19 protein-coding genes and 1 pseudogene are annotated in these 22,006 nt (G+C 70.9%); 12 read left to right on the forward strand and 8 right to left on the reverse strand.

Features of this window, described 5'->3' with window-relative positions; all coding sequences use genetic code 11:
• Genes ACBI99_RS42105 through ACBI99_RS42115 form a run of 3 tightly spaced genes read right to left on the reverse strand, consistent with a single transcriptional unit; the run spans position 1 to position 3,108 of the window.
• Complete coding sequence (locus tag ACBI99_RS42105) at positions 1-846, reverse strand: carbohydrate ABC transporter permease (protein ID WP_308125767.1); 846 nt, start codon at positions 844-846, stop codon at positions 1-3.
• Positions 833-1,747, reverse strand: coding sequence for a carbohydrate ABC transporter permease (locus ACBI99_RS42110; RefSeq protein ID WP_219505506.1), 915 nt, complete (start codon positions 1,745-1,747; stop codon positions 833-835). The genes ACBI99_RS42105 and ACBI99_RS42110 overlap by 14 nt, the downstream gene beginning before the upstream one ends.
• The gene (locus ACBI99_RS42115) at positions 1,744-3,108 is read right to left on the reverse strand and encodes an extracellular solute-binding protein (protein WP_357583759.1); all 1,365 of its coding nucleotides are present in this window, start codon (positions 3,106-3,108) and stop codon (positions 1,744-1,746) included. Before ACBI99_RS42115 ends, ACBI99_RS42110 begins: the two co-directional genes overlap by 4 nt.
• A 290-nt stretch (positions 3,109-3,398) precedes the next feature.
• Here ACBI99_RS42115 and ACBI99_RS42120 point away from each other — a divergent pair, with 290 nt between their 5' ends.
• From ACBI99_RS42120 to ACBI99_RS42130, 3 genes and pseudogenes are all read left to right on the forward strand, one after another.
• Positions 3,399-4,433, forward strand: coding sequence for a zinc-binding alcohol dehydrogenase (locus ACBI99_RS42120; RefSeq protein ID WP_219505518.1), 1,035 nt, complete (start codon positions 3,399-3,401; stop codon positions 4,431-4,433).
• Positions 4,430-5,215: a sugar phosphate isomerase/epimerase gene (locus ACBI99_RS42125; protein WP_219505520.1), complete on the forward strand. Its 786-nt coding sequence runs from the start codon at positions 4,430-4,432 to the stop codon at positions 5,213-5,215. Before ACBI99_RS42120 ends, ACBI99_RS42125 begins: the two co-directional genes overlap by 4 nt.
• Positions 5,212-6,390 (forward strand): annotated as a pseudogene (locus tag ACBI99_RS42130) (hypothetical protein); the annotation flags it as partial. The gene ACBI99_RS42125 and the pseudogene ACBI99_RS42130, both read left to right, overlap by 4 nt.
• Before the next feature lie 9 nt (positions 6,391-6,399).
• Here the strand turns inward: ACBI99_RS42130 and ACBI99_RS42135 are convergent.
• The gene (locus ACBI99_RS42135; protein WP_375075015.1) at positions 6,400-7,518 is read right to left on the reverse strand and encodes a zinc-binding dehydrogenase; all 1,119 of its coding nucleotides are present in this window, start codon (positions 7,516-7,518) and stop codon (positions 6,400-6,402) included.
• Positions 7,511-8,461 carry a Gfo/Idh/MocA family protein gene (locus tag ACBI99_RS42140; protein WP_219505524.1) on the reverse strand — a complete coding sequence of 317 codons (951 nt, stop codon included), beginning with the start codon at positions 8,459-8,461 and terminating at the stop codon, positions 7,511-7,513. The genes ACBI99_RS42135 and ACBI99_RS42140 overlap by 8 nt, the downstream gene beginning before the upstream one ends.
• A 105-nt stretch (positions 8,462-8,566) precedes the next feature.
• Between ACBI99_RS42140 and ACBI99_RS42145 the strand changes: the two genes are divergently transcribed.
• Positions 8,567-9,541: a glucosyl-3-phosphoglycerate synthase gene (locus ACBI99_RS42145; RefSeq protein ID WP_375075016.1), complete on the forward strand. Its 975-nt coding sequence runs from the start codon at positions 8,567-8,569 to the stop codon at positions 9,539-9,541.
• Positions 9,538-10,653 (forward strand): glycosyltransferase, encoded by a 1,116-nt coding sequence (locus ACBI99_RS42150; RefSeq protein ID WP_219505529.1) that lies wholly within the window; start codon positions 9,538-9,540, stop codon positions 10,651-10,653. The genes ACBI99_RS42145 and ACBI99_RS42150 overlap by 4 nt, the downstream gene beginning before the upstream one ends.
• Here ACBI99_RS42150 and ACBI99_RS42155 read toward each other — a convergent pair.
• Positions 10,650-11,444 (reverse strand): universal stress protein, encoded by a 795-nt coding sequence (locus ACBI99_RS42155; RefSeq protein ID WP_308125768.1) that lies wholly within the window; start codon positions 11,442-11,444, stop codon positions 10,650-10,652. The two genes, ACBI99_RS42150 and ACBI99_RS42155, sit on opposite strands and share 4 nt — an antisense overlap.
• Positions 11,445-11,521: 77 nt before the next feature.
• Here ACBI99_RS42155 and ACBI99_RS42160 point away from each other — a divergent pair, with 77 nt between their 5' ends.
• A complete protein-coding gene (locus ACBI99_RS42160) occupies positions 11,522-11,824 on the forward strand; it encodes a hypothetical protein (protein ID WP_219505532.1) in 303 nt (100 codons plus the stop codon).
• A gap of 79 nt (positions 11,825-11,903) precedes the next feature.
• Positions 11,904-12,452, forward strand: a complete 549-nt coding sequence (locus ACBI99_RS42165; RefSeq protein WP_219505533.1) for a phosphatase PAP2 family protein — start codon at positions 11,904-11,906, stop codon at positions 12,450-12,452.
• On the opposite strand, the gene ACBI99_RS42170 is transcribed toward ACBI99_RS42165, so the two are convergent.
• Positions 12,449-13,024, reverse strand: coding sequence for a hypothetical protein (locus ACBI99_RS42170; protein WP_357583754.1), 576 nt, complete (start codon positions 13,022-13,024; stop codon positions 12,449-12,451). The two genes, ACBI99_RS42165 and ACBI99_RS42170, sit on opposite strands and share 4 nt — an antisense overlap.
• 130 nt (positions 13,025-13,154) lie before the next feature.
• On the reverse strand, positions 13,155-13,577 hold the full coding sequence (gene mscL / locus ACBI99_RS42175; protein WP_375075017.1) for a large conductance mechanosensitive channel protein MscL: 423 nt from the start codon (positions 13,575-13,577) through the stop codon (positions 13,155-13,157).
• A 209-nt stretch (positions 13,578-13,786) separates the two neighbouring features.
• Between mscL and glgX the strand changes: the two genes are divergently transcribed.
• The 5 genes from glgX to ACBI99_RS42200 all read left to right on the forward strand — a co-directional run bounded on the left by glgX (position 13,787) and on the right by ACBI99_RS42200 (position 21,885).
• The gene (gene glgX, locus ACBI99_RS42180) at positions 13,787-15,880 is read left to right on the forward strand and encodes a glycogen debranching protein GlgX (RefSeq protein WP_219505537.1); all 2,094 of its coding nucleotides are present in this window, start codon (positions 13,787-13,789) and stop codon (positions 15,878-15,880) included.
• Positions 15,873-17,981 carry a malto-oligosyltrehalose synthase gene (gene treY / locus ACBI99_RS42185; RefSeq protein WP_375075018.1) on the forward strand — a complete coding sequence of 703 codons (2,109 nt, stop codon included), beginning with the start codon at positions 15,873-15,875 and terminating at the stop codon, positions 17,979-17,981. Before glgX ends, treY begins: the two co-directional genes overlap by 8 nt.
• A 1-nt stretch (position 17,982) precedes the next feature.
• The gene (treZ, locus tag ACBI99_RS42190; protein WP_375075019.1) at positions 17,983-19,683 is read left to right on the forward strand and encodes a malto-oligosyltrehalose trehalohydrolase; all 1,701 of its coding nucleotides are present in this window, start codon (positions 17,983-17,985) and stop codon (positions 19,681-19,683) included.
• Between the two features lie 250 nt (positions 19,684-19,933).
• Positions 19,934-20,863 carry a hypothetical protein gene (locus tag ACBI99_RS42195; protein ID WP_375075020.1) on the forward strand — a complete coding sequence of 310 codons (930 nt, stop codon included), beginning with the start codon at positions 19,934-19,936 and terminating at the stop codon, positions 20,861-20,863.
• A gap of 83 nt (positions 20,864-20,946) precedes the next feature.
• Positions 20,947-21,885, forward strand: coding sequence for a hypothetical protein (locus ACBI99_RS42200; RefSeq protein WP_219505546.1), 939 nt, complete (start codon positions 20,947-20,949; stop codon positions 21,883-21,885).
• The last annotated feature ends 121 nt before the right edge of the window (positions 21,886-22,006 follow it).

A 22,006-nucleotide genomic window follows, 5' to 3' on the forward strand; every position in this document is an offset into this window, starting at 1 on the left:
CTATCCCTTCTCCGCTCCTGCCGTGAGCCCCTCCGTCAGCAATCGCTCGCTGGCGAAGAAGACGATCACGATGGGCAGCGTCAGCACCACCGATCCCGCCATGAGCACCGTGGTCGGGATCTCGATGCTGCCCGCGAGCTGCGAGAGCCCCAGCGAGACCGTCCAGCTCTCCCGCCTCTCCACCAGGAAGAGAAGGGCGAACAGGAACTCGTTCCAAGCGATCATGAACGCGTAGAGACCGGTGGCCATGAGCGCCGGCTTGGACAGCGGCAGCACCACCCGCCAGATGGTCGACAGGCGCGTGCAGCCGTCGATCGCCGCCGCCTCCTCGACGCTCTGCGGCACGGTCTCGAAGTAGTTGCGGAGCATGTATACCGTGACTGGCACGGTTTGCGCGATATAGACGAGAATCAGGCCGACCAGCGACCCCCGCAGCCCGAGCATCGTGAACAGCACGAACAGCGGGATGGCCAGCACGATCGCCGGGAACAGGTAGACGGCCAGGAACAGGAAGTGCACCTGCCGCCGCCCGAAGAAGCGCAGCCGCGCCACCGCGTACGCCCCCGGGATCGAGATCAGCAGCGTGACCGCCACCGAGGCGACGGCCACGATCGCGCTGTTGCGCATGAAGATCAGGAACCCCTGCCGGTCCAGCACGTTCGCGTACGTGTCGAGCGTGAACGTCGCCGGCCACAGCGAGCCCGGGTCCAGGATGAGCTCCTGGATGTCCCGGAACGACAGCATCACCATGTAGTAGAACGGGAACGCGGTGATCACGAAGAGGAAGAGGATCACCAGCGGCCTGAGCACCTTGAGCAGCGCCCGCTCGAACCTATCCCTGCTCACGTTCGCCACCTCCGAAGAAGCGCAGGTAGAGCACCAGGAACACGACCAGCACGACCGCGAGCACGATCGCCTGCGCCGCCGAGGCCCCGATGTCGTCGCGCGCGGTCAGGAAGTTGTAGACCCGCACGCTGACCACCTCCGTGCCCGCCCCGCCGCCGGTCAGCAGGTAGACGTCGTCGAACTTGGTGAAGGTGAAGACGAACCGCAGCACCGACAGCAGCGCGATGATCCGCCAGAGCTGCGGCATGATCACGTAGCGGAACCGCTGCGTCGGCGTGGCCCCGTCGACCACCGCCGCCTCGTCCAGCTCCGCCGGCAGCGCCTGGAGCCTGGCCAGCAGGAACAGGAACGCGAACGGGAAGTAGCGCCACGCCTCGAACGCGATCACCGTCAGCAGCGCCACCGGCACCTCCAGGCCCAGGAACGTGCCCCGGGCCTGGGTGAGGAAGGCGATCGGCTCGTCCAGCCAGGAGTTGACGATGCCGTACTGGGGATTGAGCATCGTCTCCCACAGGAACGCGACGGCCACCACCGGAGCCACGTACGGGATCAGGATCGAGGCCCTGACCAGCGTCCGCAGCCGGAACCTGTCGCGCAGCGCCAGCGCCGCGACCAGCCCGATCACGATCGACAGCGCGGTGCCCGCGACCGTGTAGACGAGCGTGTTGACCAGCGCGGACCAGAACCCCGGCTCGGAGATCACGTACGTGAAGTTCTCCAGCGTGTAGTTGCCGAACAGCCCCGCCTGGCGGATGTTGATCAGCCGGACGTCCTGGAACGCCAGCATGATCGCCCACAGGAGCGGCAGCACCACCACGACCAGCGTGATCACGAGCGTCGGCGAGATCAGCGCCAGCCCGGCCCGCCCCTCCTGCTCGCGCAGCGTGCGTCCGCGGCTCATTCGCGGATCCCGCGCTTGATGGTCTCGACCTCGGTCCTGGCCTGCGCGGCGGCGGCCTGCGGGGTGAGCGAGCCGTCGGCCACGCCGGCCAGCGCCTTGGGCACCGGCAGCTCGCCCATCGTGGCGCCGACCAGCTTGCCCTGCCCCTGCGGGATGCCCCAGCGGGCGAACGTGCCGGGGCTGGTGCGCAGCGCCTCCAGCACCTCGGCCGGGTAGACGTCGGCCAGCGGCTTCTTGGTGTCGACCCCGGCGGGCAGCGCCTGCCATTTGTCGGCGAACCCCTCGCGGGTGGGGAACTTGCCCTCGGGGGCCATCCCGATCCATCGCTCGTAGCCCTCGTTCATCATGTACGCGACGAACTTCGCGGCCTGGTCCGTGGCGGCGTCACGCATGACAACCCAGGACACGACCTCGCCGAACTGGGCGGGGGCGCTCCCGTCCGGGCCCTTGAGCGCGGTGACGACGCCGGTGTTCGCGGCCAGCCACTCCGGGTCCTCGCGGCACTGCGGGCAGCTCGGCAGCGCGTCCTTCCGCAGCCCGGCCAGCTCGTCCAGGATGAACGACGACCAGATCATCATGGCGGCCTTGCCGGAGAAGTACGTGGCCCGGGTGGAGTCGACGTCCTGCATGCCCTTGACGGAGTGGTTCCTGGCCAGGTCGCCGTAGAACTCGAAGGCGCGCACGCACTGCGGCGAGTCGAGCGCCACCTTGCCGGAGCCGTCGACGAGCTGGCAGCCGTTGGCCAGGGCGACGTGCTCGAAGCTCTGCGCGGTGAAGGAGTCCTTGGGGGCGACCGCCAGCGTGATGCCGGCGACGCCGCCGGTGTTGAGCTCGGCGGCGGCGGCCCGCAGCGCCTCGTAGGTGTCGGGGGGCCGCAGCCCGGCCTTCTCGAACAGGTCCTTGCGGTAGAGGATGAGCTGGGCCCAGCCGTCGCTGGGCACGGCCAGCAGCCTGCCGCCGGATGAGTCGAGCTCCAGGGCGCGCGCCGAGAACGTGTCGCGCCCGAGCTGGTCGACGATCTTCGCGGGGGTCTCGGTGTCGAGCAGCTCGTTGGACTCCAGCTCGCGGACGGAGGCCAGGGGCAGGGCGCCGATCACGTCGGGCAGGTCGCCGGCCGCCGCCGCCGAGGTGACCACCTGGCTGAACTGGTCCTCGGCCACGCCGACCAGTTTGACCTTGATGCCGGTCTTCTGGGTGAACTCGTCGATGATCTTCTGCTGGACGGCCATCCGGTCCTCGAGGTTCTCCTCGGTCCAGACGGTGATCTCGTCGGCCGCCCGCTCGCCGTCGTCGCCGCAGGCCACCAGGCAGGTCGCTGCCAGCAGCGCGGCGGAGAGGACGGCGGTTACCTTCTGCGGCATGGCACGCTCCTCCGGTTCGGGATAAGGCTCCTGTACCCCTGAGGCAAAGGGGCGGTCTGATCTCGGCGAAGATTTTTCCGCCCTGGATCACGCCTGATATCCCTGCTGGACCAGGGGGTGTGCAATGCCGGTAAGGTCGCTTTCCTGAAGACGGGCGATCAGAAACCCCAAGGTAATCCGGAGCCCTCGGCGGAAGTCGTAGACTTACGAGTGTTCCAAGCGCAACTATGGTGTGCAAACAAGCACTAAATCTCTTACTTTTGTTTGATCAAAAAGCGTAAGTGTGGGCAATGCGCGTCATCACCTTCCAAGAGCCAGGTCACGTTTCCGTAAGCCTGGAGCAGCCCGCCGAGCTCGTTCCGGGCAGCGTGCGGGTTCGTACGATGTACTCGGGCGTCTCCGCGGGCACCGAGCTCACCGCCTATCGCGGGACCAATCCATACCTCAATCACAAGTGGGACACCGAGCAGCGTCTCTTCCTCGATGGCCAGACCCACGCCTACCCGCTGACCGGCTGGGGCTACCAGGAGGTCGGCGAAGTGGTGGAGGCGGCGCCCGACGTCGCCGACCCGCCCGTCGGCAGCCTCGTCTGGGGCATCTGGGGCCACCGGGCCGAGGCCGTGCTGCCCGCCCACAAGCTCGTCGGTCACGTCATGCCGCCCGGCGCGGCCCCGCTGAGCGGCGTCTTCGCCCGCGTCGGCGCCATCGCGCTCAACGCCGTGCACGCCGCCGACATCCACTTCGGCGACCAGGTGGCGATCTTCGGCCAGGGCGTCATCGGCCTGCTCGCCACCCGCCTGGCCGTGCTGAGCGGCGCCCGCGTGGTCGCCGCCGACGCCATCCCGGCCCGGCTGGAGCTCGCCCGGCGCTACGGCGCCGCCGAGACCGTCGACGTGCAGGCCGGCTCCGTCGCCGAGCTCATCCGCAAGCGGATCGAGGGCGCCGACACCGCGATCGAGCTGAGCGGCAGCCACCACGGCCTGCACGAGGCCATCCGCACCGTCCGCAAGGGCGGCCGGGTCGTGGCCGCCGGCTTCTACCAGGGCGACGGCATCGGCCTGCGGCTCGGCGAGGAGTTCCACCACAACCAGGTGCAGCTCGTCTCCTCGCAGATCGGCGGCGTCGCCTCCTGGCTGGCGCACCGGTGGGACGTCGAGCGGCTGCAGCGCACGTTCATGGAGACCGTCCACCGGGGCGACGTCGAGGTCGACGACCTCATCAGCCACGTCGTCCCAGTCGACGACGCCGCCGACGCCTTCGACCTGATCGACAAGCACCAGTCCGAGGTGCTGCAGCTCGTCTTCACCTTCGAGGAGTCACAGTGAAGCTCGCCGCCCAGGAGCAGCTCCTGCCCGGCCGGTCCCTGCAGGAGAAGTTCGCCTTCGCCGTCGACGCCGGGTTCGACGCCATCGAGTTGCGCGGCAAGGGCGACTTCCACTTCGCCGGCCGCCTCACCGAGCTCAAGCGGGCGCTGGCCGACGGCGTCGTCATGCCGACCGTGTGCGTGGACATGCCCCACTTCATCGGCGACTTCGACGCGGCCAAGCGCACCGACGCGATCCAGCAGCTCAGGTCGCAGCTCACGGTCATCGGCGAGCTGGGCGGCATCGGCGTCATGACCCCCGCCTCCTGGGGCCAGTTCTCCCGCCGGCTGCCGCCGTTCGAGCCGCCGCGCAGCCCCGAGCAGGACCGCGAGGTGCTCACCGAGGCCCTGGCCGTGCTCGGCGAGCACGCCCAGCGCAACGGCGTGCTGATCATGCTGGAGCCGCTCAACCGGTACGAGAACCACATGGTCAACACGCTGGCCGACGCGGTGTCCTACTGCGCCATGGACTCCATCAGGATCGTCGGCGACACGTACCACATGAACATCGAGGAGGACGACCCCTGCCGCTCGCTGGCCGAGGCCGCCCCCTACCTGGCGCACATGCAGATCAGCGAGTCCAACCGCAACCAGCCCGGCACCGGGCACCTCGACTGGGGCGCGCAGCTCGCCACCCTCGACGCCGTCGGCTACGACGGCTACCTCGCCCTCGAATGCCGCCTGCGCGGCGAACCCGAGGTCGTCCTGCCCGAGACGGCCGCCTTCATCAGGAAATTCCTATGATCCTCCGCGACGCGGTACGTGTCCTCGTCGACAACTGGGACGGCAGCTACACGGTCCCCTCCCGGCGGCTCTACCCCCACCAGTGGAGCTGGGACTCCGCCTTCGTGGCCATCGGCAACGCCCGCTGGTCGCCCCGGCGGGCCCGGTCGGAGCTGCTGTCGCTGTTCGGCGCCCAGTGGGCCGACGGCAGGGTGCCGCACATCGTGTTCAACCCCAAGGTGCCCGAGGGCGCCTACTTCCCGGGGCCGGAGTTCTGGCAGGCGCGCTCGCCCTCCGGCTCCGCCACCTCCGGCATCGTGCAGCCGCCCGTGCACGCGCTGGCCGCCTGGAAGGTGCACCAGGCCGAGCCCGACCCGGGCTTCCTGCGCCGCATCTACCCCCGGCTGGTCGCGCAGCAGGAGTTCCTGCGCACCGCCCGGCGCTCGCCCGAAGGGCTGATCTCCATCGTCCACCCCTGGGAGTCGGGCATGGACAACAGCCCGGCCTGGGACCGGCCGCTCAGCGCCGTGCCCGCCGGGGCCACCGGGTTCGTCCGCCGCGACCTGGGGCACGTCGCCGCCGCCGAGCGGCCCACCGACCGCGACTACGAGCGCTACACCGCGCTCGCCCGCGCCTACCGCGACTCCGGCTACCGCGACCCGGGTGACTTCCAGGTCGAGGACCCGCTGTTCAACGCCGCCTACGGGGTGGCCGAGCTGGCGCTGGCCGAGATCGCCGCCGAGCTCGGGCACGACCCCGGGCCGCACCGCGCCGAGGCCGCCCGCGTCACCGCGGCCATGATCGAGCACCTCTACGACGACGGCCTCTTCCAGCCGCGCGACGTGCGCACCGGCTGCCTGATCCGCTCCGCCAGCGCCGCCGGGCTGACGCCGCTCCTGCTGCCCGGCCTGCCCCGCGAGATCGCCAACGCGCTGATCGGCACCGGGCTGGACCGCTTCATGCTCAAGGACGGCGTGCTGCCCAGCTTCTCGCCCACCGCGCCGGAGTACGACCCGGCCCGCTACTGGCGCGGGCCGAGCTGGCTCAACGTCACCTGGCTGGTGTGGCAGGGGCTGCGGGAGCGGCGTGCCGACCTGGCCGACGCGCTGGCCGACGGCATGATCGCCGCCGCGACGCGCTCCGGGTTCCGCGAGTACTTCGACCCGGCCACGCTCGACGGCCACGGGTCGCGCGACTTCAGCTGGTCAGCGGCCCTCGTCCTCGACGTGGTCGCAGAGCACGGCCTGCACGGCATGCCGCCGGCGGCCCGCGAGGTCGGCCAGCAGCTGGGGAGCCTCGGCAAAGCCGACGACATCGGTGATCACGTGCCGGCGTAGCAGGTCGCCGCGCCGCCTGAGCAGGTCCACGGTCTCGTGGGACAGCCGTTCGCGGTCCCACGCGTGGGCCAGCCCGCGCGGCACCCGCCCGATCTGGGCGCACCGCAGCGACAGCCCGTTGTGGTGGAACTCCTCGCCGAGCCGCACCTCGTCCGCGCCCTGCGTGTAGAAGGCCAGGTCGATCGCGGTGCCCTGGGGCCGCAGCAGCTTGAGCGCCAGGGCCAGCGCCCTGGCCTGGCCGCGGCACTGGAAGACCACGTCCGCGCCCCGGTCGTTGGGGCCGTGCCGCCAGCGGCGTTTCAGCTCCACCGCCGGGTCGTCGGCGACCGACAGCGCGTCGGCGCCGAGCGCCTCGGCGACCGCCAGCCGGGCCGGCGTCTCGTCCACGACCACGACCTCCGCCGCGCCGTGCGCGAGCGCGAACGAGGCCGTCAGCAGGCCGACGACGCCCGCGCCCACCACCACGACGCGCCTGCCGCGCACGCCGTCGCCGAGCTGGTGCACGTTCTGGCCGTAAAGGTCGGCGGCGGCGTGCAGCAGGCCGTTGGCGCAGATCGGGCCCATGTGGGCGACGTAGACGCCGAGCATCGCGTCGAGGTCGCCGGGCAGCTCGACGAACCGGTCCTGCATCGGGTCGGCGACGTAGCCGGTGCGGTGCCCGTACGCCATCGCGACCAGCGCGCCCTCCTCGACCGCCCGGGTGCGGGTCTCGACCACCATGCCGACCTGCATGTAGCCGATGCCGCGCACCGGATAGGCCACCGACGGCGCGCCCCGCTGGAACAGCCCGAGCGCCGGGTCCCAGGTGGAGGTCAGGTACGGGTTGTCGCCCTTGACGTAGGTGAGCTCGGTGCCGGCGGAGATGCCGCTGTGGGTGGTCTCCACACGGAAGCCGCCGTCGGGCACCTCGCCGAGCTTGTCGTCGGCCAGCGTCACCTCGCCGGGGCCCTCGATGCTCAGCACCCAGCCGTTCCCGTTGTCAGCCATCGACCATCACCGGCTCCCGTTCCCGCGCCGACCGCGCCAGGGCGAGCGCCAGCCGGTGAGTCTTCAGTGCCTCCCGGTACGGCGCCCGCACGTCGGCCTCCTTACCCTGTACGGCGTCGATGAACGCGCGGTCCACCAGTTCCTTGGCCCGGCCGCCGTCCTGCACCAGCTCCTGGCCGTCGACCATCAGCCGGGTCTCGCTCAGCTCCAGCGAGATGCCGTCGGCGCACACCTCCAGGCCCACCCGATGCTTCCCGCGCAGCAGGCAGGTGGTGGCCAGCAGCCCGGCCGCGCCGCCCGCGAACCGCATGACCGCCGCCGTGGCCCGGTCGACCTCGCCGTCCATCGCGCCGTCGACGGGCACCGCGTGCACCATCGTCACCTCGCCCACCAGCAGCCTCGCCAGGTCCAGGACGTGGACGGCCTGCTCGACGGTCTGGCCGCCGGACATGGCGGAGTTCAGCCACCAGCCGACCGGGGGCACCTTGTCCATCCAGTGGCCCAGGGCGAGGCGTACCGGGCGCTCGCCCAGCAGGTGCCGGGCGCGGTCCAGGATGTCCAGATAGCGCCAGTGATGGCCGACGGCCGAGGGCAGGCCGCGGCGGTCGAGCTCGTCGGCGATCTTCTCGGCGGTGGCCAGGTCCAGCGAGAGTGGCTTTTCTACGAATATGGGGATATCGCACGACAGGACGTCGAACTCGGGGTTACCGTGCGCGAAAGGAGGCACACAGACATAGACGGCGTCCAGTTCGCCGGCCTCCAGCAGGTCGGCGTGGCCGCCATAAGCGGGGGCGCCATGCTGCGACGCCAGTGCTTCAGCCCTGCCGAGATCGGTGTCGGCGATTCCGGCGATCTTCACGTCGGGGAATCCGGACAGCACTTCCGCATGTCGAGCGGCGACATTACCGGCACCGATGATGCCGACGCGGGTTGTGGGGAACATAACCCGGCATATCCCACGTATTGCAGAAAACAAACAGACATGTTCGAAGACTCGTAGAGCGGGCAGATGTCGCCGACCGTGACCTCAGAGATCGGGGCTGACTGTATGGAGACAGATCTGCGAGCCTTGGCAAGGGTCGAGGAATGGTACGGGCCGCACTCGAGCACCGCGGCCGACTGGCCGGTCGACGCCCTCCTCCTCGCCAAGGGGACGACCACCGTGAGCGTCGTGCTCCCGGCGCGGGACGAGGAATCGACCGTCGGTGACATCGTCACCACGATCCGCCGTGACCTGGTCGAGCGGTCGCCGCTCGTGGACGAGATCCTCGTCGTCGACTCGCACTCCACCGACGCCACCGCCGTCCGCGCGGCAGCCGCCGGAGCCCGCGTGGTGGCCCAGGACGCCGTGCTGCCCCACCTGCCCCCGCTGACCGGCAAGGGCGAGGCGCTGTGGAAGGGCCTGGCCGCCTCCACCGGGGACATCGTCGTCTTCGTGGACTCCGACCTGCGCGACTTCGGCTCCCACTTCGTCTCTGGCCTGGTCGGGCCGCTGCTCGTGGACCGCAGGATTCAGTTCGTCAAGGGCGCCTACGAGCGGCCTTACACCGGCGAGGACGGCGTCGCCAGGCGCGGCGGCGGCGGGCGCGTCACCGAGCTGGTCGCCAGGCCGCTGCTCAACATGTTCTGGCCCGAGCTGTCCGGCTTCTGCCAGCCGCTCGGCGGCGAGTACGCGGCCCGCCGCTCGATCCTGGAGCGGGTGCCGTTCGTCACCGAGTACGGCGTCGAGTTCGGGCTGCTCGTCGACCTCCTCCAGGTGGCCGGGCTGGACGCGATGGCCCAGGTCGACCTCGGCTGCCGCACCCACAGCCACCAGTCGGTCACCGCGCTGGGCCGCATGGCCGGGCAGATCATGCTCACCGCCTGGTCCCGGCTGGAGCGCCAGGGCCAGGTGCTCGCCTCGCGACCTCCCGCGCACACGCTGCTGCAGTTCGGACTCGAAGGACAGGCCGACGTGGTGGATGTGGCCGTGGCCGAGCGGCCACCGCTGGCCTCGCTCGTACTGGAGGAGGATGTGGCATGAACGTCCTGGTGAACGCGGGGCCGTGGCTCGCGGTGCCGCCCCCCGGCTACGGCGGGATCGAGAACGTGGTCGCCACGCTCGTCCCCGCGCTGCGCGAGCGCGGCGTGCGGGTCGTGCTGGCGACGGTCGGATCGAGCACGCTGGAGGCCGACGAGCACATCAGCGTCTTCCCCGAAGGGCAGTTCGCCCACCTGCAGAAGCCCTACAACCAGGTCATGGGTCTCGCGCACGCCCACCAGACGCGGCTGGCCGCCGAACTGCGCGGGCGCGACGACATCGACCTGGTCCACGACCACCTGGAGGTCGTCGGCCCCGCCGTGCTGTCCGCGCTGGGCGGCCCGCCCGTCCTGCACACGCTGCACTGGGACCTGCGCAAGCACCACGAGTTCTACTCCGCCTTCCCGCAGTCGATCGCCGTCAACGGCGTCTCGCAGTCGCAGCTCGCCCGCGCCCCGCAGGCGCTGCGCGAGGCCGCGCTCGGCGCCGTCCACCTCGCCACGCCGCTCGCCGACCAGGACGTCCGGGTCGAACGGGGCGAGCACCTGGTGGTCATGGGGCGCGTCTGCGGGCTCAAGGGCCAGCACATCGCGGCCCGGGTGTGCCAGAAGCTCGGCCTGCCGCTGGTGCTGGCCGGCCCGGTCAGCGGGCTGAACTCGCCCGCCGAGCTGGAGGCCGTCGCCCAGGACCCGGGCCATCCGCTGCACGGCCACCCCGACGTGCGCTACTTCGTCGAGCGCGTCACCCCGTACCTGGACGGCGACCTGACCCGGTGGGTCGGCTCGGTCGGCGGCGCCGAGCGGGACGGGCTGTACGCCTCCGCCCGCGCGTCGCTGTTCCCCATCCAGTGGGACGAGCCGGGCGGCACCGCCGTCGTCGAGGCGCTGGCGCTCGGCGTCCCGCCCATCGGGCTGCGGCGCGGCTGCCTGCCCGAGATCATCGAGCACGGCCGCACCGGCTTCCTCGCCGACACCGAGGAGGAACTGGCCGAGTGGGTGCTGCGGGTGGACGAGCTGGACCCGGAGGAGTGCCGGCGTGAGGCCCGCCGCCGCTTCTCCCCGGCCGTCATGGCCGATCGCTACCTGGAGCTGTACGAGCGGGCCCGGCGCCGCTAGACAAAACCCCGGGGCAGCACCGCGACGGGGCAGGCCGAGGCACGCAGCAGCTTCATCGCCAGCTCGCCGATGAACACCCGGTGCGGCTGGGCGTCCTCGCTGGCCGCGCAGACCAGCAGCTCGCCCGGCAGCCATTCGGCCGCGGCCACGGCGGCGGCCACGTCGTGCCCTTCGGCGACGTCCGCCTCGGCTTCGAGGCCGGTGCTCTCCCAGGCCAGGCGGACGGCCAGGGCCAGGTCGTCGCGGATGCGCTCAGGGTCGTCCGTGCGCAGGTCGAAGGTGATCAGCCGGAGCGGCACGCCGAGCCGGAGCGCGGCCTCCGCCACCCGGGGGACCGCCGCGTCGCACTGCGGCCGGTGCACGTACGCCAGCGTCAGCCGGGCGGGCCGCTCGGGCGGCGCGTAACCGGCGGGCACCGCCACCACCGCCTCCGGCGACAGGTGCAGCAGGTGGGAGGCGGTGCTGCCGAGGGAGATGAGCCCGTGCTGCCCGCCGTCGGCCGACCCGACGACGATCAGGTCGGCCTTGATGCGGCTGGCCAGCACGGCCAGGCCGCGTCCCGCGCCCCTGCTCTCGAACGCCATGAACCCGGCCGGGGTGTCCTCCAGCAGCCCGGCGGCGTGCGCCAGCGCGGCCTGCGCCTCGACGGCCAGCCCCGGGCTGCCCGGGGGGTAGATCGCCGCCACCGTGAGCTCCCCGCCGGTGATCCGCGTGATGGCGGCGCCCAGGGCGAGAGCGTCACGCCCGCCGGCGTCGTCGGTGTAGCCGACGATCACGTGCTCTCCGATCACGCATGCCCTCTTACCCGCTGTGACCAGGGAATACGCCGCCTTTTCAGGACGTTTCAAACATGCGGAGGCGTAAGAAAGTGAAGATCACTCTTGACACCAGGTTCAACGGCTCCCTCGGCCCGGTCACGCTGCGTGAGGCCGTAGCCCAGCTCAAGGCCCAGGACCTCGCCTGCACCGTCGCCCCGGAAACCGTGGCGGGCAAGGTCAGCGTGTTCGCCGACTGCGTCGAGCGCGGCTTCACGCCGCTGCGCAGCGAGATCATGGCCGCCTGTTACGTCGCGGAGCGCGACGCCACGACGGAGGCGTTCGACCGCGGGCTCATCACCGAGGGCGAGCTGCGCCAGCAGTATCTGGACCTCGATCGCAGGTTCCTCGCCTAGGTCGTCCTTTCGGCTGAGGCGAAGCCCAAGATCCATTCATAATGTCGTGTCCATCACCTGTTAATGGATTGGACACGAGTTGTACCGCGACATCGTCGACTTCGCACTCTCCACGCCCGCCTGGCTGCACACCTTCGCCGAGGTCGGCACCGACGGCGGGCTGTTCGTCTTCGCCGCGCTGTTCCTGCTCTGCTTCTGGCGGGCCCGCAACGCCCCCGCCCGCGACCTGGCGATCACCATCGCCGGCCCGGCCGGAGTGGTGTGCGCGTACGTGGTGAGCGAGGTGCTCAAGACCGTGGTGCGCGAGGACCGGCCGTGCCGGGGCGGGATCGCGACGATCGCCGCCTGCCCGCCGGTGGACGACTGGTCGTTCCCCAGCAACCACGCCGTCATCGCCGCGGGCGCGGCGGGAGCGCTGGTGCTGGCGTGGCGCACGCTCGCCTGGGCGGTCGTCCCGCTGGCGGCCGTCATGGCGTTCTCGCGGGTGTTCGTCGGCGTGCACTACCCGCACGACGTGGCCGCCGGGTTCGTGCTCGGCCTGGTGCTCGCGCCCCTGTTCGCGCTGCTGCTGGTGGGCGCCGTCACCCCGGTCGTCAAGCTGGCCCGGCTACGCCTGGCCGCCCGCTAGGCCGACCACTCGTGACGGGTCAGGAATCCCCGCTCGCCCGTCGCGTACTCGTGGAAGGCACGCCGCACTTCCTCCAGGTCCTCCACCAGGGTGCGGACCAGCGAGCCCTCCTTGTACTCCAGCTCGAAGCCCGGCGACACCTGGATGAAGTGGTGGCCGAAGGTGACCAGGGCCGTGAACGGGTTCTGCGGCGACATCGTCGCGAGCACGTCGTGCACCAGGCCCAGGTCCGGGTCGTGCACGATCAGGCCGTCGCCGGTGTGGAGCTGCATGCCCGCGTAGACGCCCAGCGGCGCGACGTTGTGCACCAGGTCGCGCTGCGGGTCGTAGCACACCAGCCCGTGCGCCCGTGCGGTCGCGAACACCTGGGCCGACATCTCGTCCATGGTGTCCAGGTCCATCGTCACCAGCACGTGATCGTCGTAGGCGGTGACGATCCCGGGCAGCTCCTTGGAGATCTCCGGCAGCTCCCCGCTGACGGGCTCGGTCTTCTTGACCTCCAGGTACGCGGCCCGCGCCCGGTCTCTGGAGATAGGGGCGGGCTCGTCCCAGACCATCAACTCAACGCTCACCCGTCCATCTTGTCGAACTGTCGCCGCACTTGGTGCGGTAGTGGCCGTAAGAACACGAAACCCACGCCCAGCGCGCCCGTCGTCCGCGTGGCGTCGGCGTGGTGGGTCGCACCTTTTCCGGATATGTCGGTTATCGGTCCGGCTTCTCGGAGGCCGGGACCAGCTCCACCGTGCAGTGCATGCACCGGCGCGCCTCGGCCGGGATGTCGCCGACGCACTCGGGGCACTGCTTGGTGGCCGCCTTCTCGTTCCGGTCGAACAGGCTGATCAGCCGCGTCATCGGCATCACGACCAGCCAGTACACGATGGCCGCGATCAGCAGGAACGCGATCAGATGGTTGACGAAGTCGCCGTACTTGAACTCGCTGCCGTTGACGGTGAAGGAGTACTCGGCGAAGTTCGGCTGCCGCCCGCCGGTGACCGCCCCGATCAGCGGCGTCACCAGGTCCCTGACCAGCGCCTGCACCAGCCCGCTGAACGTGGCCCCGACGATCACCGCGACCGCCAGCTCCACGATGTTTCCGCGTAACAGAAATTTCTTGAAACCGCCCATGGAAGGGCTATGTAGCCGGGCAAAAGCGGACCAAACCCTCATGCTGGAGTACGTGGGCCGCCTCCCCAGCCGCGCCAGGGGAGGCGGCCCACCCGTTTTGCCGCAGCCTTGAGGTGATCGTCCGGAGGGCCGGGGAAGGAACGTGATGCCCACGGCTTGTCCGGGGGAGCGGGGGAACGGAACATGGGAGAGACCGTGAGGGAGCCTCGATGATCGAAGTCTGGCCGGGAGATCCGTATCCACTCGGGGCCACCTACGACGGCGCGGGCACCAACTTCTCGCTCTACACCGAGGTCGCCGACGCCGTCGAGCTGTGCCTGTTCGACGACGACAACAAGGAGTCCCGCGTACGGCTGAGCGAGGTCGACGGGTTCATCTGGCACGGCTACCTGCCGGGCATCGGCCCCGGTCAGCGCTACGGCTACCGGGTGCACGGCCCCTACGACCCGGCGCGCGGACTGCGCTGCAACCCGGCCAAGCTGCTGCTCGACCCGTACGCGATGGCGATCGAGGGCGGGGTGACGTGGAACGAGGCGGTCTACGGCTACCGCTTCGGCTCGCCCGACACGCGCAACGACAAGGACTCCGCCCGGTACGTGCCGCGCTCGATCGTCATCAACCCGTTCTTCGGCTGGGGCCACGACCGGCCGCCCGCGACCCCGTACCACGACACCGTGATCTACGAGGCGCACGTGCGCGGGCTGACGATAGGGCATCCGAAGATCCCCAAGCACCTGCGCGGCACCTACGCGGCCCTGGGCCACCCCGAGATCCTCGACCACCTGACCAAGCTCGGCGTGACCGCGCTGGAGCTCATGCCGGTCCACCAGTTCGTCACCGACCACATCCTGGAGCAGCGCGGGCTGTCCAACTACTGGGGCTACAACTCGATCGGCTTCTTCGCCCCGCACAACCGCTACTCCAGCCAGGGCCAGCGCGGCGGGCAGGTGCTGGAGTTCAAGGCCATGGTGCGGGCGCTGCACGAGGCCGGCATCGAGGTCATCCTCGACGTCGTCTACAACCACACCGCCGAGGGCAACCACCTCGGGCCGACGCTCAGCTTCAAGGGCATCGACAACCCCGACTACTACCGGCTCGTGCCCACCGACAAGCGCTACTACGTCGACACCACCGGCACCGGCAACAGCCTGCTCATGCGGTCACCGCACGTGCTCCAGATGATCATGGACTCGCTGCGCTACTGGGTGATCGAGATGCACGTCGACGGGTTCCGCTTCGACCTCGCCTCGACGCTGGCCCGCGAGCTGCACGAGGTCGACCGGCTGAGCGCCTTCTTCGACCTGGTCCAGCAGGACCCCGTGCTGTCCCAGGTCAAGCTCATCGCCGAGCCCTGGGACGTCGGCCCCGGCGGCTACCAGGTCGGCAACTTCCCCTCACGCTGGACCGAGTGGAACGGCCGCTACCGCGACACCATCCGCGACCTGTGGCGCGGGCAGCCGGCCACCATGCCGGAGTTCGGCTACCGCTTCACCGGCTCCAGCGACCTCTACCAGGCCGACACCCGCCGCCCCGCCGCCTCGATCAACTTCGTCACCTGCCACGACGGCTTCACCCTCCAGGACCTCGTCTCGTACGACCACAAGCACAACGAGGCCAACAAGGAGGGCAACCGCGACGGCACCGACGACAACCGGTCCTGGAACTGCGGCGCGGAAGGCCCGGCCGACTGGGCCGTCGAATCCCTGCGTGAGCAGCAGAAACGCAACTTCCTCACCACGCTGTTCCTGTCGCAGGGCGTGCCGATGCTCTCCCACGGCGACGAGCTGGGCCGCACCCAGCAGGGCAACAACAACGGCTACTGCCAGGACAACGAGATCACCTGGGTCGACTGGTCCGACGTCAGGGAGAACTGGCTGCTGCTGGAGTTCACCCAGAGCCTGGCGGCGCTGCGCAAGAAGCATCCGGTGTTCCGCCGCAGGAGATTCTTCTACGGCAAACCGGTGCGCGGCCTGAGCGACATCGCCTGGCTCACCCCGTCCGGGGAGGAGATGACCGACAGCGACTGGAACGTCGGCTACGCCAAGTCGCTGGCCGTCTTCCTCAACGGCGACGCCATCACCGAGCCCGACCGCCGCGGCCGGCCCATCAGGGACGACTCGTTCCTGCTGCTGTTCAACGCGCACCACGACACGATCAGGTTCACGATCCCCAAGGACTACGGAGAGATGTGGCAGACCGAGATCGACACCGCCATGCCGATCAGGCTGGACGTCCGGATGTGCCGGGCGGGCGAGGGAGTGGCCGTGCCCGGACGCAGCGTGCGGGTGTTGCGCCGTGTCTAGGCCGATCTCGACCTACCGCCTCCAGCTGACCCCCGACTTCGGCTTCGCCCAGGTCGCCGACCTCGCCGGCTACCTGCGCGACCTCGGCGTCACCCACGTCTACCTGTCGCCGATCCTCCAGGCCGTGCCCGGCTCCCGCCACGGCTACGACGTCACCGACCACTCCCGCGTCCGCGAGGAGTTCGGCGGCGCGCAGGGCTTCAGGGAGATGGCCCAGCGGCTGGCCGCCCACGACCTGGGCATCGTCCTCGACCTGGTCCCCAACCACATGAACACCGAGAACGAGCGGTTCATGGCCGTGCTCCGCGAGGGGCCCGGCTCGCCGTACGCCCGCTGGTTCGACATCGAGTGGGACGGCGGGAAGGTGGCGCTGCCGGTCCTCGGCGACGACACCGACCCGGCCGAGGCCGAGCGCGGCTACCCCCAGCCCGGCTACCACAAGCTGGTCGACTGGCGGGAAGGCCCAGGCTACCGGCGCTTCTTCGACGTCTCGACGCTGATCGGGCTGCGCGTCGAGGACCCGGAGGTGTTCTTCGCCACCCACGAGGTGATCTTCTGGCTGCTCGACGAGGGGCTCGTCGACGGGCTGCGGATCGACCACCCCGACGGGCTCGCCGACCCGCGCGGCTACCTGGAGGCGCTGCGCGCCAGGACCGGCGGCGTGTGGACGGTCGTGGAGAAGATCCTCATCGGCGCCGAACGGCTGCCCGGCGACTGGGCGTGCGACGGCACCACCGGTTACGAGGCGCTCAACCGCGTCAACGGCCTGTTCGTCGACCCCGAGGGCAAGGCGCCGCTGGTCGAGCTGTTCACCCGCCTGACCGGCGAGCCCGAGGACTACCACGCGGTCATGGCCAGGGCCAAACGCGAGGTCATCGACCTGTTCTTCGGCCCCGAGGTGCGCCGCCTGGCCCGCGCCGCCTCCTGCACCCCCGAGGCCGCCGCCGAACTGCTCGCCGCCATGCCCGTCTACCGCGCCTACGTGGTGCCCGGCGAGCCGCCGCCGCGCCGGTCCGTGGAGATCGTCGAGCAGGCCGCCGCAGCCTGCTCACCCGCCGTCCGGCCGCTCGTCCAGCAGGCCCTGTACGGCTCGCCCGAGGCGATCATCCGCTTCCAGCAGGCGTGCGGGCCCGTGATGGCCAAGGGCGTCGAGGACACCGCGCTCTACCGGTGGTTCCCGCTGTCGTGCCTGAACGAGGTCGGCGGCGAACCCGACCTGTTCGGGCTCTCCGCCGAGGAGTTCCACGCGTTCTGCGCGAGCATGCCGCCCCACTCCATGACCACGCTGTCCACCCACGACACCAAACGCTCCGAGGACGTGCGGGCCAGGCTGTCGGTGCTGTCGGAGCTGCCCGAGGAGTGGGCGGAGGCCGTCGCGGGCTGGTCGGCCGAGCTGAGCTTCGACCGCCACCTCGACTACCTCGCCTGGCAGAACCTCATGGCCGCCTGGCCGATCTCCGCCGAGCGGTTCACCGACTACCTGCTCAAGGCCGCCCGCGAGGCCAAGACGGCGATCTCCTGGATCCGCCCCGACCCCGGCTACGAGCAGCGCCTGCGCGCCTTCGCCGAGGCCGCGGTGCGGCTCGACGTGGGCGCGTTCACCCGGCGCATCGACCCCTACGCGATGTCCAACTCGCTCGGCGCCAAGCTCGTGCAGCTCATGATGCCCGGCGTGCCTGACGTCTACCAGGGCAACGAGATGACCGACTTCTCCCTGGTCGACCCGGACAACCGGCGGCCCGTCAGCTTCCCCCGCGAACCCGCCACCGAGTGGGACGCGGCCAAGCTCCTCGTCACCACCCAGGCGCTGCGGCTGCGCCGCCGCCTCGAACCCGCCGCCGCGTACACCCCCATGAGCGCCGAAGGCGACGCCGCCGAGCACGTGATCGCCTTCGCTCGCGGCGACCGGCCCGCCGCCGTCGCCGTCGCCACCCGCCTGCCCGTGCGCCTGGCCCGGCGCGGCTGGGGGGCCACCACGCTGACGCTGCCGCCCGGCCACTGGCGCGACCTGCTCGCCGGCGGCCGGCACACCGGCCGCGTCCCGCTCGCCCACCTGCTCGGTACGTATCCCGTCGCACTCCTGGAGAGACATGATCTTTGAGGTGTGGGCACCCAGAGCCACGGCCGTCGACGTGGACGTGGACGGCCGGCGGCACCCCCTCACCGCCGGCGCGGGCGGCTGGTGGTCCGCCGAGGTGGCCGAGGCCGGCCACGGCAGCCGCTACGGGTTCGTGCTCGACGGCGACGGGCCCTACCCCGACCCGCGCTCGCGCCGCCAGCCCGAAGGCGTCTTCGGCCCCAGCGCCGTCTACGAGCACGACCGCTTCACCTGGGCCGACCACGACTGGAAGGGCCGCGACCTGCGCGGCAGCGTGATCTACGAGCTGCACATCGGCACCTTCACCCCCGAGGGCACCTTCGAGGCGGCCGCCGACAGGCTCCAGCACCTGGTGGAGCTCGGCGTCGACCTCGTCGAGATCATGCCGGTCGCGCCCGTGCCCGGCACCCGCAACTGGGGCTACGACGGCGTCGACCTCTACGCCGTCAACGAGACCTACGGCGGCCCCGACGGACTCAAGACCTTCGTCGACGCCTGCCACCGGGCCGGCCTCGGCGTCCTCCTCGACGTCGTCTACAACCATCTCGGACCGTCGGGCAACTTCCTGCACCCCTTCGGCCCGTACTTCTCCGGCTTCGCCGGTAGCTACTGGGGCGAAGCGGTCAACCTCGACGGGCCCGGCTCCGACGTGGTGAGGCGCTACTTCATCGACAACGCGCTCCAATGGCTGCGCGACTACCACCTCGACGGGCTCCGGCTCGACGCCGTCCACGCGCTGCACGACCGCCGGGCCACCCACCTGCTCGCCGAACTCGCCGACGAGACCGACGCCCTCGCCTGCTCCCTCGGCCGGCCCCTCACGCTCATCGCCGAATCCGACCTCAACGACCCCCGCATGGTACGGTCCCGCGACGCCGGCGGACTCGGCATGACCGCCCAATGGGACGACGACGTCCACCACGCCCTCCACACCGCCGTCAGCGGCGAGACCCACGGCTACTACGCCGACTTCGCCGGCCTGCCCGCCCTGGCCAAGGTGCTGACCCGCGGCGTCCTGCACGACGGCGGCTACTCCAGCTTCCGCGAACGCGCCCACGGCGCCCCCTTCACCGGAGTCCCCGGCCACCGGCTCGTCGCCTGCCTGCAGAACCACGACCAGATCGGCAACCGGCCCCCCGGCGACCGGCTGCCGGTGCCCGCGCTCAAACTCGGCGCCGGGCTGCTGCTCACCTCACCGTTCACACCGATGCTGTTCATGGGGGAGGAGTGGGGGGCCGGGACGCCGTTCCTGTTCTTCTCCGACCACGTCGAGCCCCACCTGCGCGAGAGCGAGGGCGGGCGGAGGCAGAAGGAGTTCGAAGGCTTCGGCTACGCCTGGGAGGCGCCCGACCCGTCGGACGAGGAGACGTTCCTGCGCTCCAAACTCGACTGGGACGAGCTCAAGGGGGAGGAGCACTGGTCGCTGCTGTGCTGGTACCGCGACCTCATCGCGCTGCGCAAGGCGCTGCCCGAACTGTCGGACCCGCGCCTGGACCGGGTGCGCGTCGAGACGGACCCGGCGGGCGACTGGCTCGTGGTGCGGCGCGGTCCGCTGGCGGTCAGCGTCAACCTCAGCACCGAGACCCGCACCCTGCCGGGCACGCTGGGCACGGTGCTCCTGGCCTCCGACGAGCCGATCGAGGCAGGTGAGGACGGCATCCGCCTCCCCGGCCAATCCTTGGTCATCCACCGCCCCCCGCCCTAGCCCCTCCACCCGTTATCCACAGGGGAGAGCCGGGGCGCCCGTCGTCCACAGGGGAGAGCCGGGGCGCCCGTCGTCCGCAGGAGAGGGCCGGGGCGCCCGTCGTCCATAGGAGAGGGCCCGCGCGCCCGTCGTCCACAGGCACGGCGGCCTCCCTCCTCCACCGTCCACAGAACGCCGTTCTCCTCCACGCCCCGCCGCCCCGCTGCCCGATCCTGGCTGCCTCACCGCACCCATCCCCCGGGAGGCCGCCATGCAGATCGCCCTTGCCCTGCCAGCCCTGCTGACCTCACTGTTCGTCGTCGCCGTCGAACGGCTGCCGTTCGAGCTCACCGCCCTGCCGTGGCGCGTCGGCACCCCCTACCGCCGGGCCGCCATCGCCCAGGCGGGCACCCGGTCCCTCCTCCTCACCCACCACCCGACCCCCTGGAGACAGCCCGGCACCACCACCTTCACCGACGCCGAACGCCGCCTCCTGCGCCGCTCCACCGAGCACGTCGTCATCTCCGCCACCACCCCGCCCACCGCCCTCCCGGCCGCCGCCCAGCTCGCCCGAGCCACAGCCCGCACCCTCGCCCACGCCAGCGCCGGCCTCCTCATCGACCCCCTGACCGGCACCACCCAGCCCCACCCCGTTCGGCCCACTCCCACCCACCCCGTGGCGGAACCCGCCAAGTTCCACCTCGGCGACGGCTGGCTCGGCTGGGACGTCCGCGTCCACGACGACGCCACCTGCCCACCGTGGAACCCCGCCGACACGGGCACCTGCGACGCGCTCAGCGTCACCTCCCGAGGGCTGAGCCGCTTCGCCCTGCCGGAGATCACCCTCGACGGCGCGGCCTGCGCCCACCGCCTGTGCGCCACCGACCTCCTCCGCACGGTCGCCCACCGCCTGGTGACCGACCAGCTGGCCTTCCTCGCCGCCCACCCGGACGCCCGCCTCCGCCTCATCGACGACCACCTGCGCATCGGCCCGCCATCATCCTTGAGCGTCCGCCTCACGCCCTGCTCGACCACCCCGGCCGACCTGGGCCGCACAGGCAGCATCAGACGCCTCAAGATCGCCCCCACGACCGGCGGCGACCAGATCACCTGCCTGCGCGTCGGCCCACCCTCCGGCTTCACCGGCTCCCTCAACGACTGGCTCTGCGCCCCCCACCCCACCCCCGCCCTGGCAGCCTGAAACGCCCACCCCCATGCAGAAACACCACCCGGCACGGGAACCCTCCGAGGAACACCCACCGCCCCCCATTCGTCCACAAAGTCGTGGACCCAATCGAAGACCTCGACCGTCGCCTGCGGGAAACACGTGAAGCCGTTCGCAGGTTCGACCAGCTCGCCGCCCGGCGCTCCACCGTCAACACCCAGCTCAGGGAGGTCACCGAAGCAGTCACCCGGCTGGAGGCCGAGCTCAAGAAGGAACAGCGGGACGTGACCCGACTGGAGGGCGGCTTCTCAGGGTTCCTGGCGGGCCTGACGGGCGGCAAACAAGAGCGCCTGACCCGCGAACGAGCCGAGGCCCAGGCCGCCGCCGAACGCCTCGACGGCCAGCGCCACCGCCTCACCGACCTCACCGCCGACCTCGAAGCCACGGACCGGGTGCTGTCCCACCTGGCCGGCGCCGCCGAAGCCTACGAGCAGGCATTGGCCGACAAGGAAAGCCTCCTGGTCAACCTGGCCGACCCCCGGGCGCAACGCCTCATCGACCTGGCCACCCAACTGGCCGACACCGAGGCCGACCTCCGAGAGCACGACGAGGCCATCCAGGCGGGCGACACGGCCCGCCGCGCGGTCGCCGAGATGCTCGCCCTCCTCAAGCATGCCCACGGCGCCTCCACCTTCGACATGCTCGGCGGCGGTGCCTTCGCCGACGCGGTCGAACACCACCACCTCAGAGCAGCCGACCAGGTCGCCTGGCACGCCCAGCGCGCCCTCGACGTCTTCTCCCGCGAACTCGCCGACATCGGCTGGACCGCCACCCCACGACTCCCCAAGGTGGACACCCGCTGGTTCGCCGACACCTTCTTCGACAACATCATCACCGACGCCCTCAAACACCAGCGCATCAACCGCACCCGCAACGCCGTGACAGCCATGTCCCAGTGGCTGGGCACCTCCCTCCACACCCTCACCGTCCAGCGAAACGACCTCGCAGCCCTCCACACCCAACTCCTCCAGGAACGAGAACACCTCCTAACCGCCTAACCCCGCCAACCAGGGGCACGCCCTTGTGCCTCGCAGGGCCGCAACCCACGAACCTGGCACGGCCCGCCGAAGCCCCAAGCCCCCCGGCCCCTTCACCTCAGCCCCCACCCGCCCTTTCACC

This window comes from Nonomuraea sp. ATR24 (assembly GCF_041950485.1).
Taxonomy (GTDB): Bacteria; Actinomycetota; Actinomycetes; order Streptosporangiales; family Streptosporangiaceae; genus Nonomuraea; species Nonomuraea ceibae.

What these genes read in the sequence shown, in the direction of transcription:
- ACBI99_RS42110 (WP_219505506.1), bottom strand. Translation starts at nt 1,747, where the DNA reads ATGAGCCGCGGACGCACGCTGCGCGAGCAGGAGGGGCGGGCCGGGCTG.
- ACBI99_RS42115 (WP_357583759.1), bottom strand. Translation starts at nt 3,108, where the DNA reads ATGCCGCAGAAGGTAACCGCCGTCCTCTCCGCCGCGCTGCTGGCAGCG.
- ACBI99_RS42120 (WP_219505518.1), top strand. Translation starts at nt 3,399, where the DNA reads ATGCGCGTCATCACCTTCCAAGAGCCAGGTCACGTTTCCGTAAGCCTG.
- ACBI99_RS42135 (WP_375075015.1), bottom strand. Translation starts at nt 7,518, where the DNA reads ATGGCTGACAACGGGAACGGCTGGGTGCTGAGCATCGAGGGCCCCGGC.
- ACBI99_RS42140 (WP_219505524.1), bottom strand. Translation starts at nt 8,461, where the DNA reads ATGTTCCCCACAACCCGCGTCGGCATCATCGGTGCCGGTAATGTCGCC.
- ACBI99_RS42145 (WP_375075016.1), top strand. Translation starts at nt 8,567, where the DNA reads ATGGAGACAGATCTGCGAGCCTTGGCAAGGGTCGAGGAATGGTACGGG.
- ACBI99_RS42150 (WP_219505529.1), top strand. Translation starts at nt 9,538, where the DNA reads ATGAACGTCCTGGTGAACGCGGGGCCGTGGCTCGCGGTGCCGCCCCCC.
- mscL (WP_375075017.1), bottom strand. Translation starts at nt 13,577, where the DNA reads ATGGGCGGTTTCAAGAAATTTCTGTTACGCGGAAACATCGTGGAGCTG.
- glgX (WP_219505537.1), top strand. Translation starts at nt 13,787, where the DNA reads ATGATCGAAGTCTGGCCGGGAGATCCGTATCCACTCGGGGCCACCTAC.
- ACBI99_RS42195 (WP_375075020.1), top strand. Translation starts at nt 19,934, where the DNA reads ATGCAGATCGCCCTTGCCCTGCCAGCCCTGCTGACCTCACTGTTCGTC.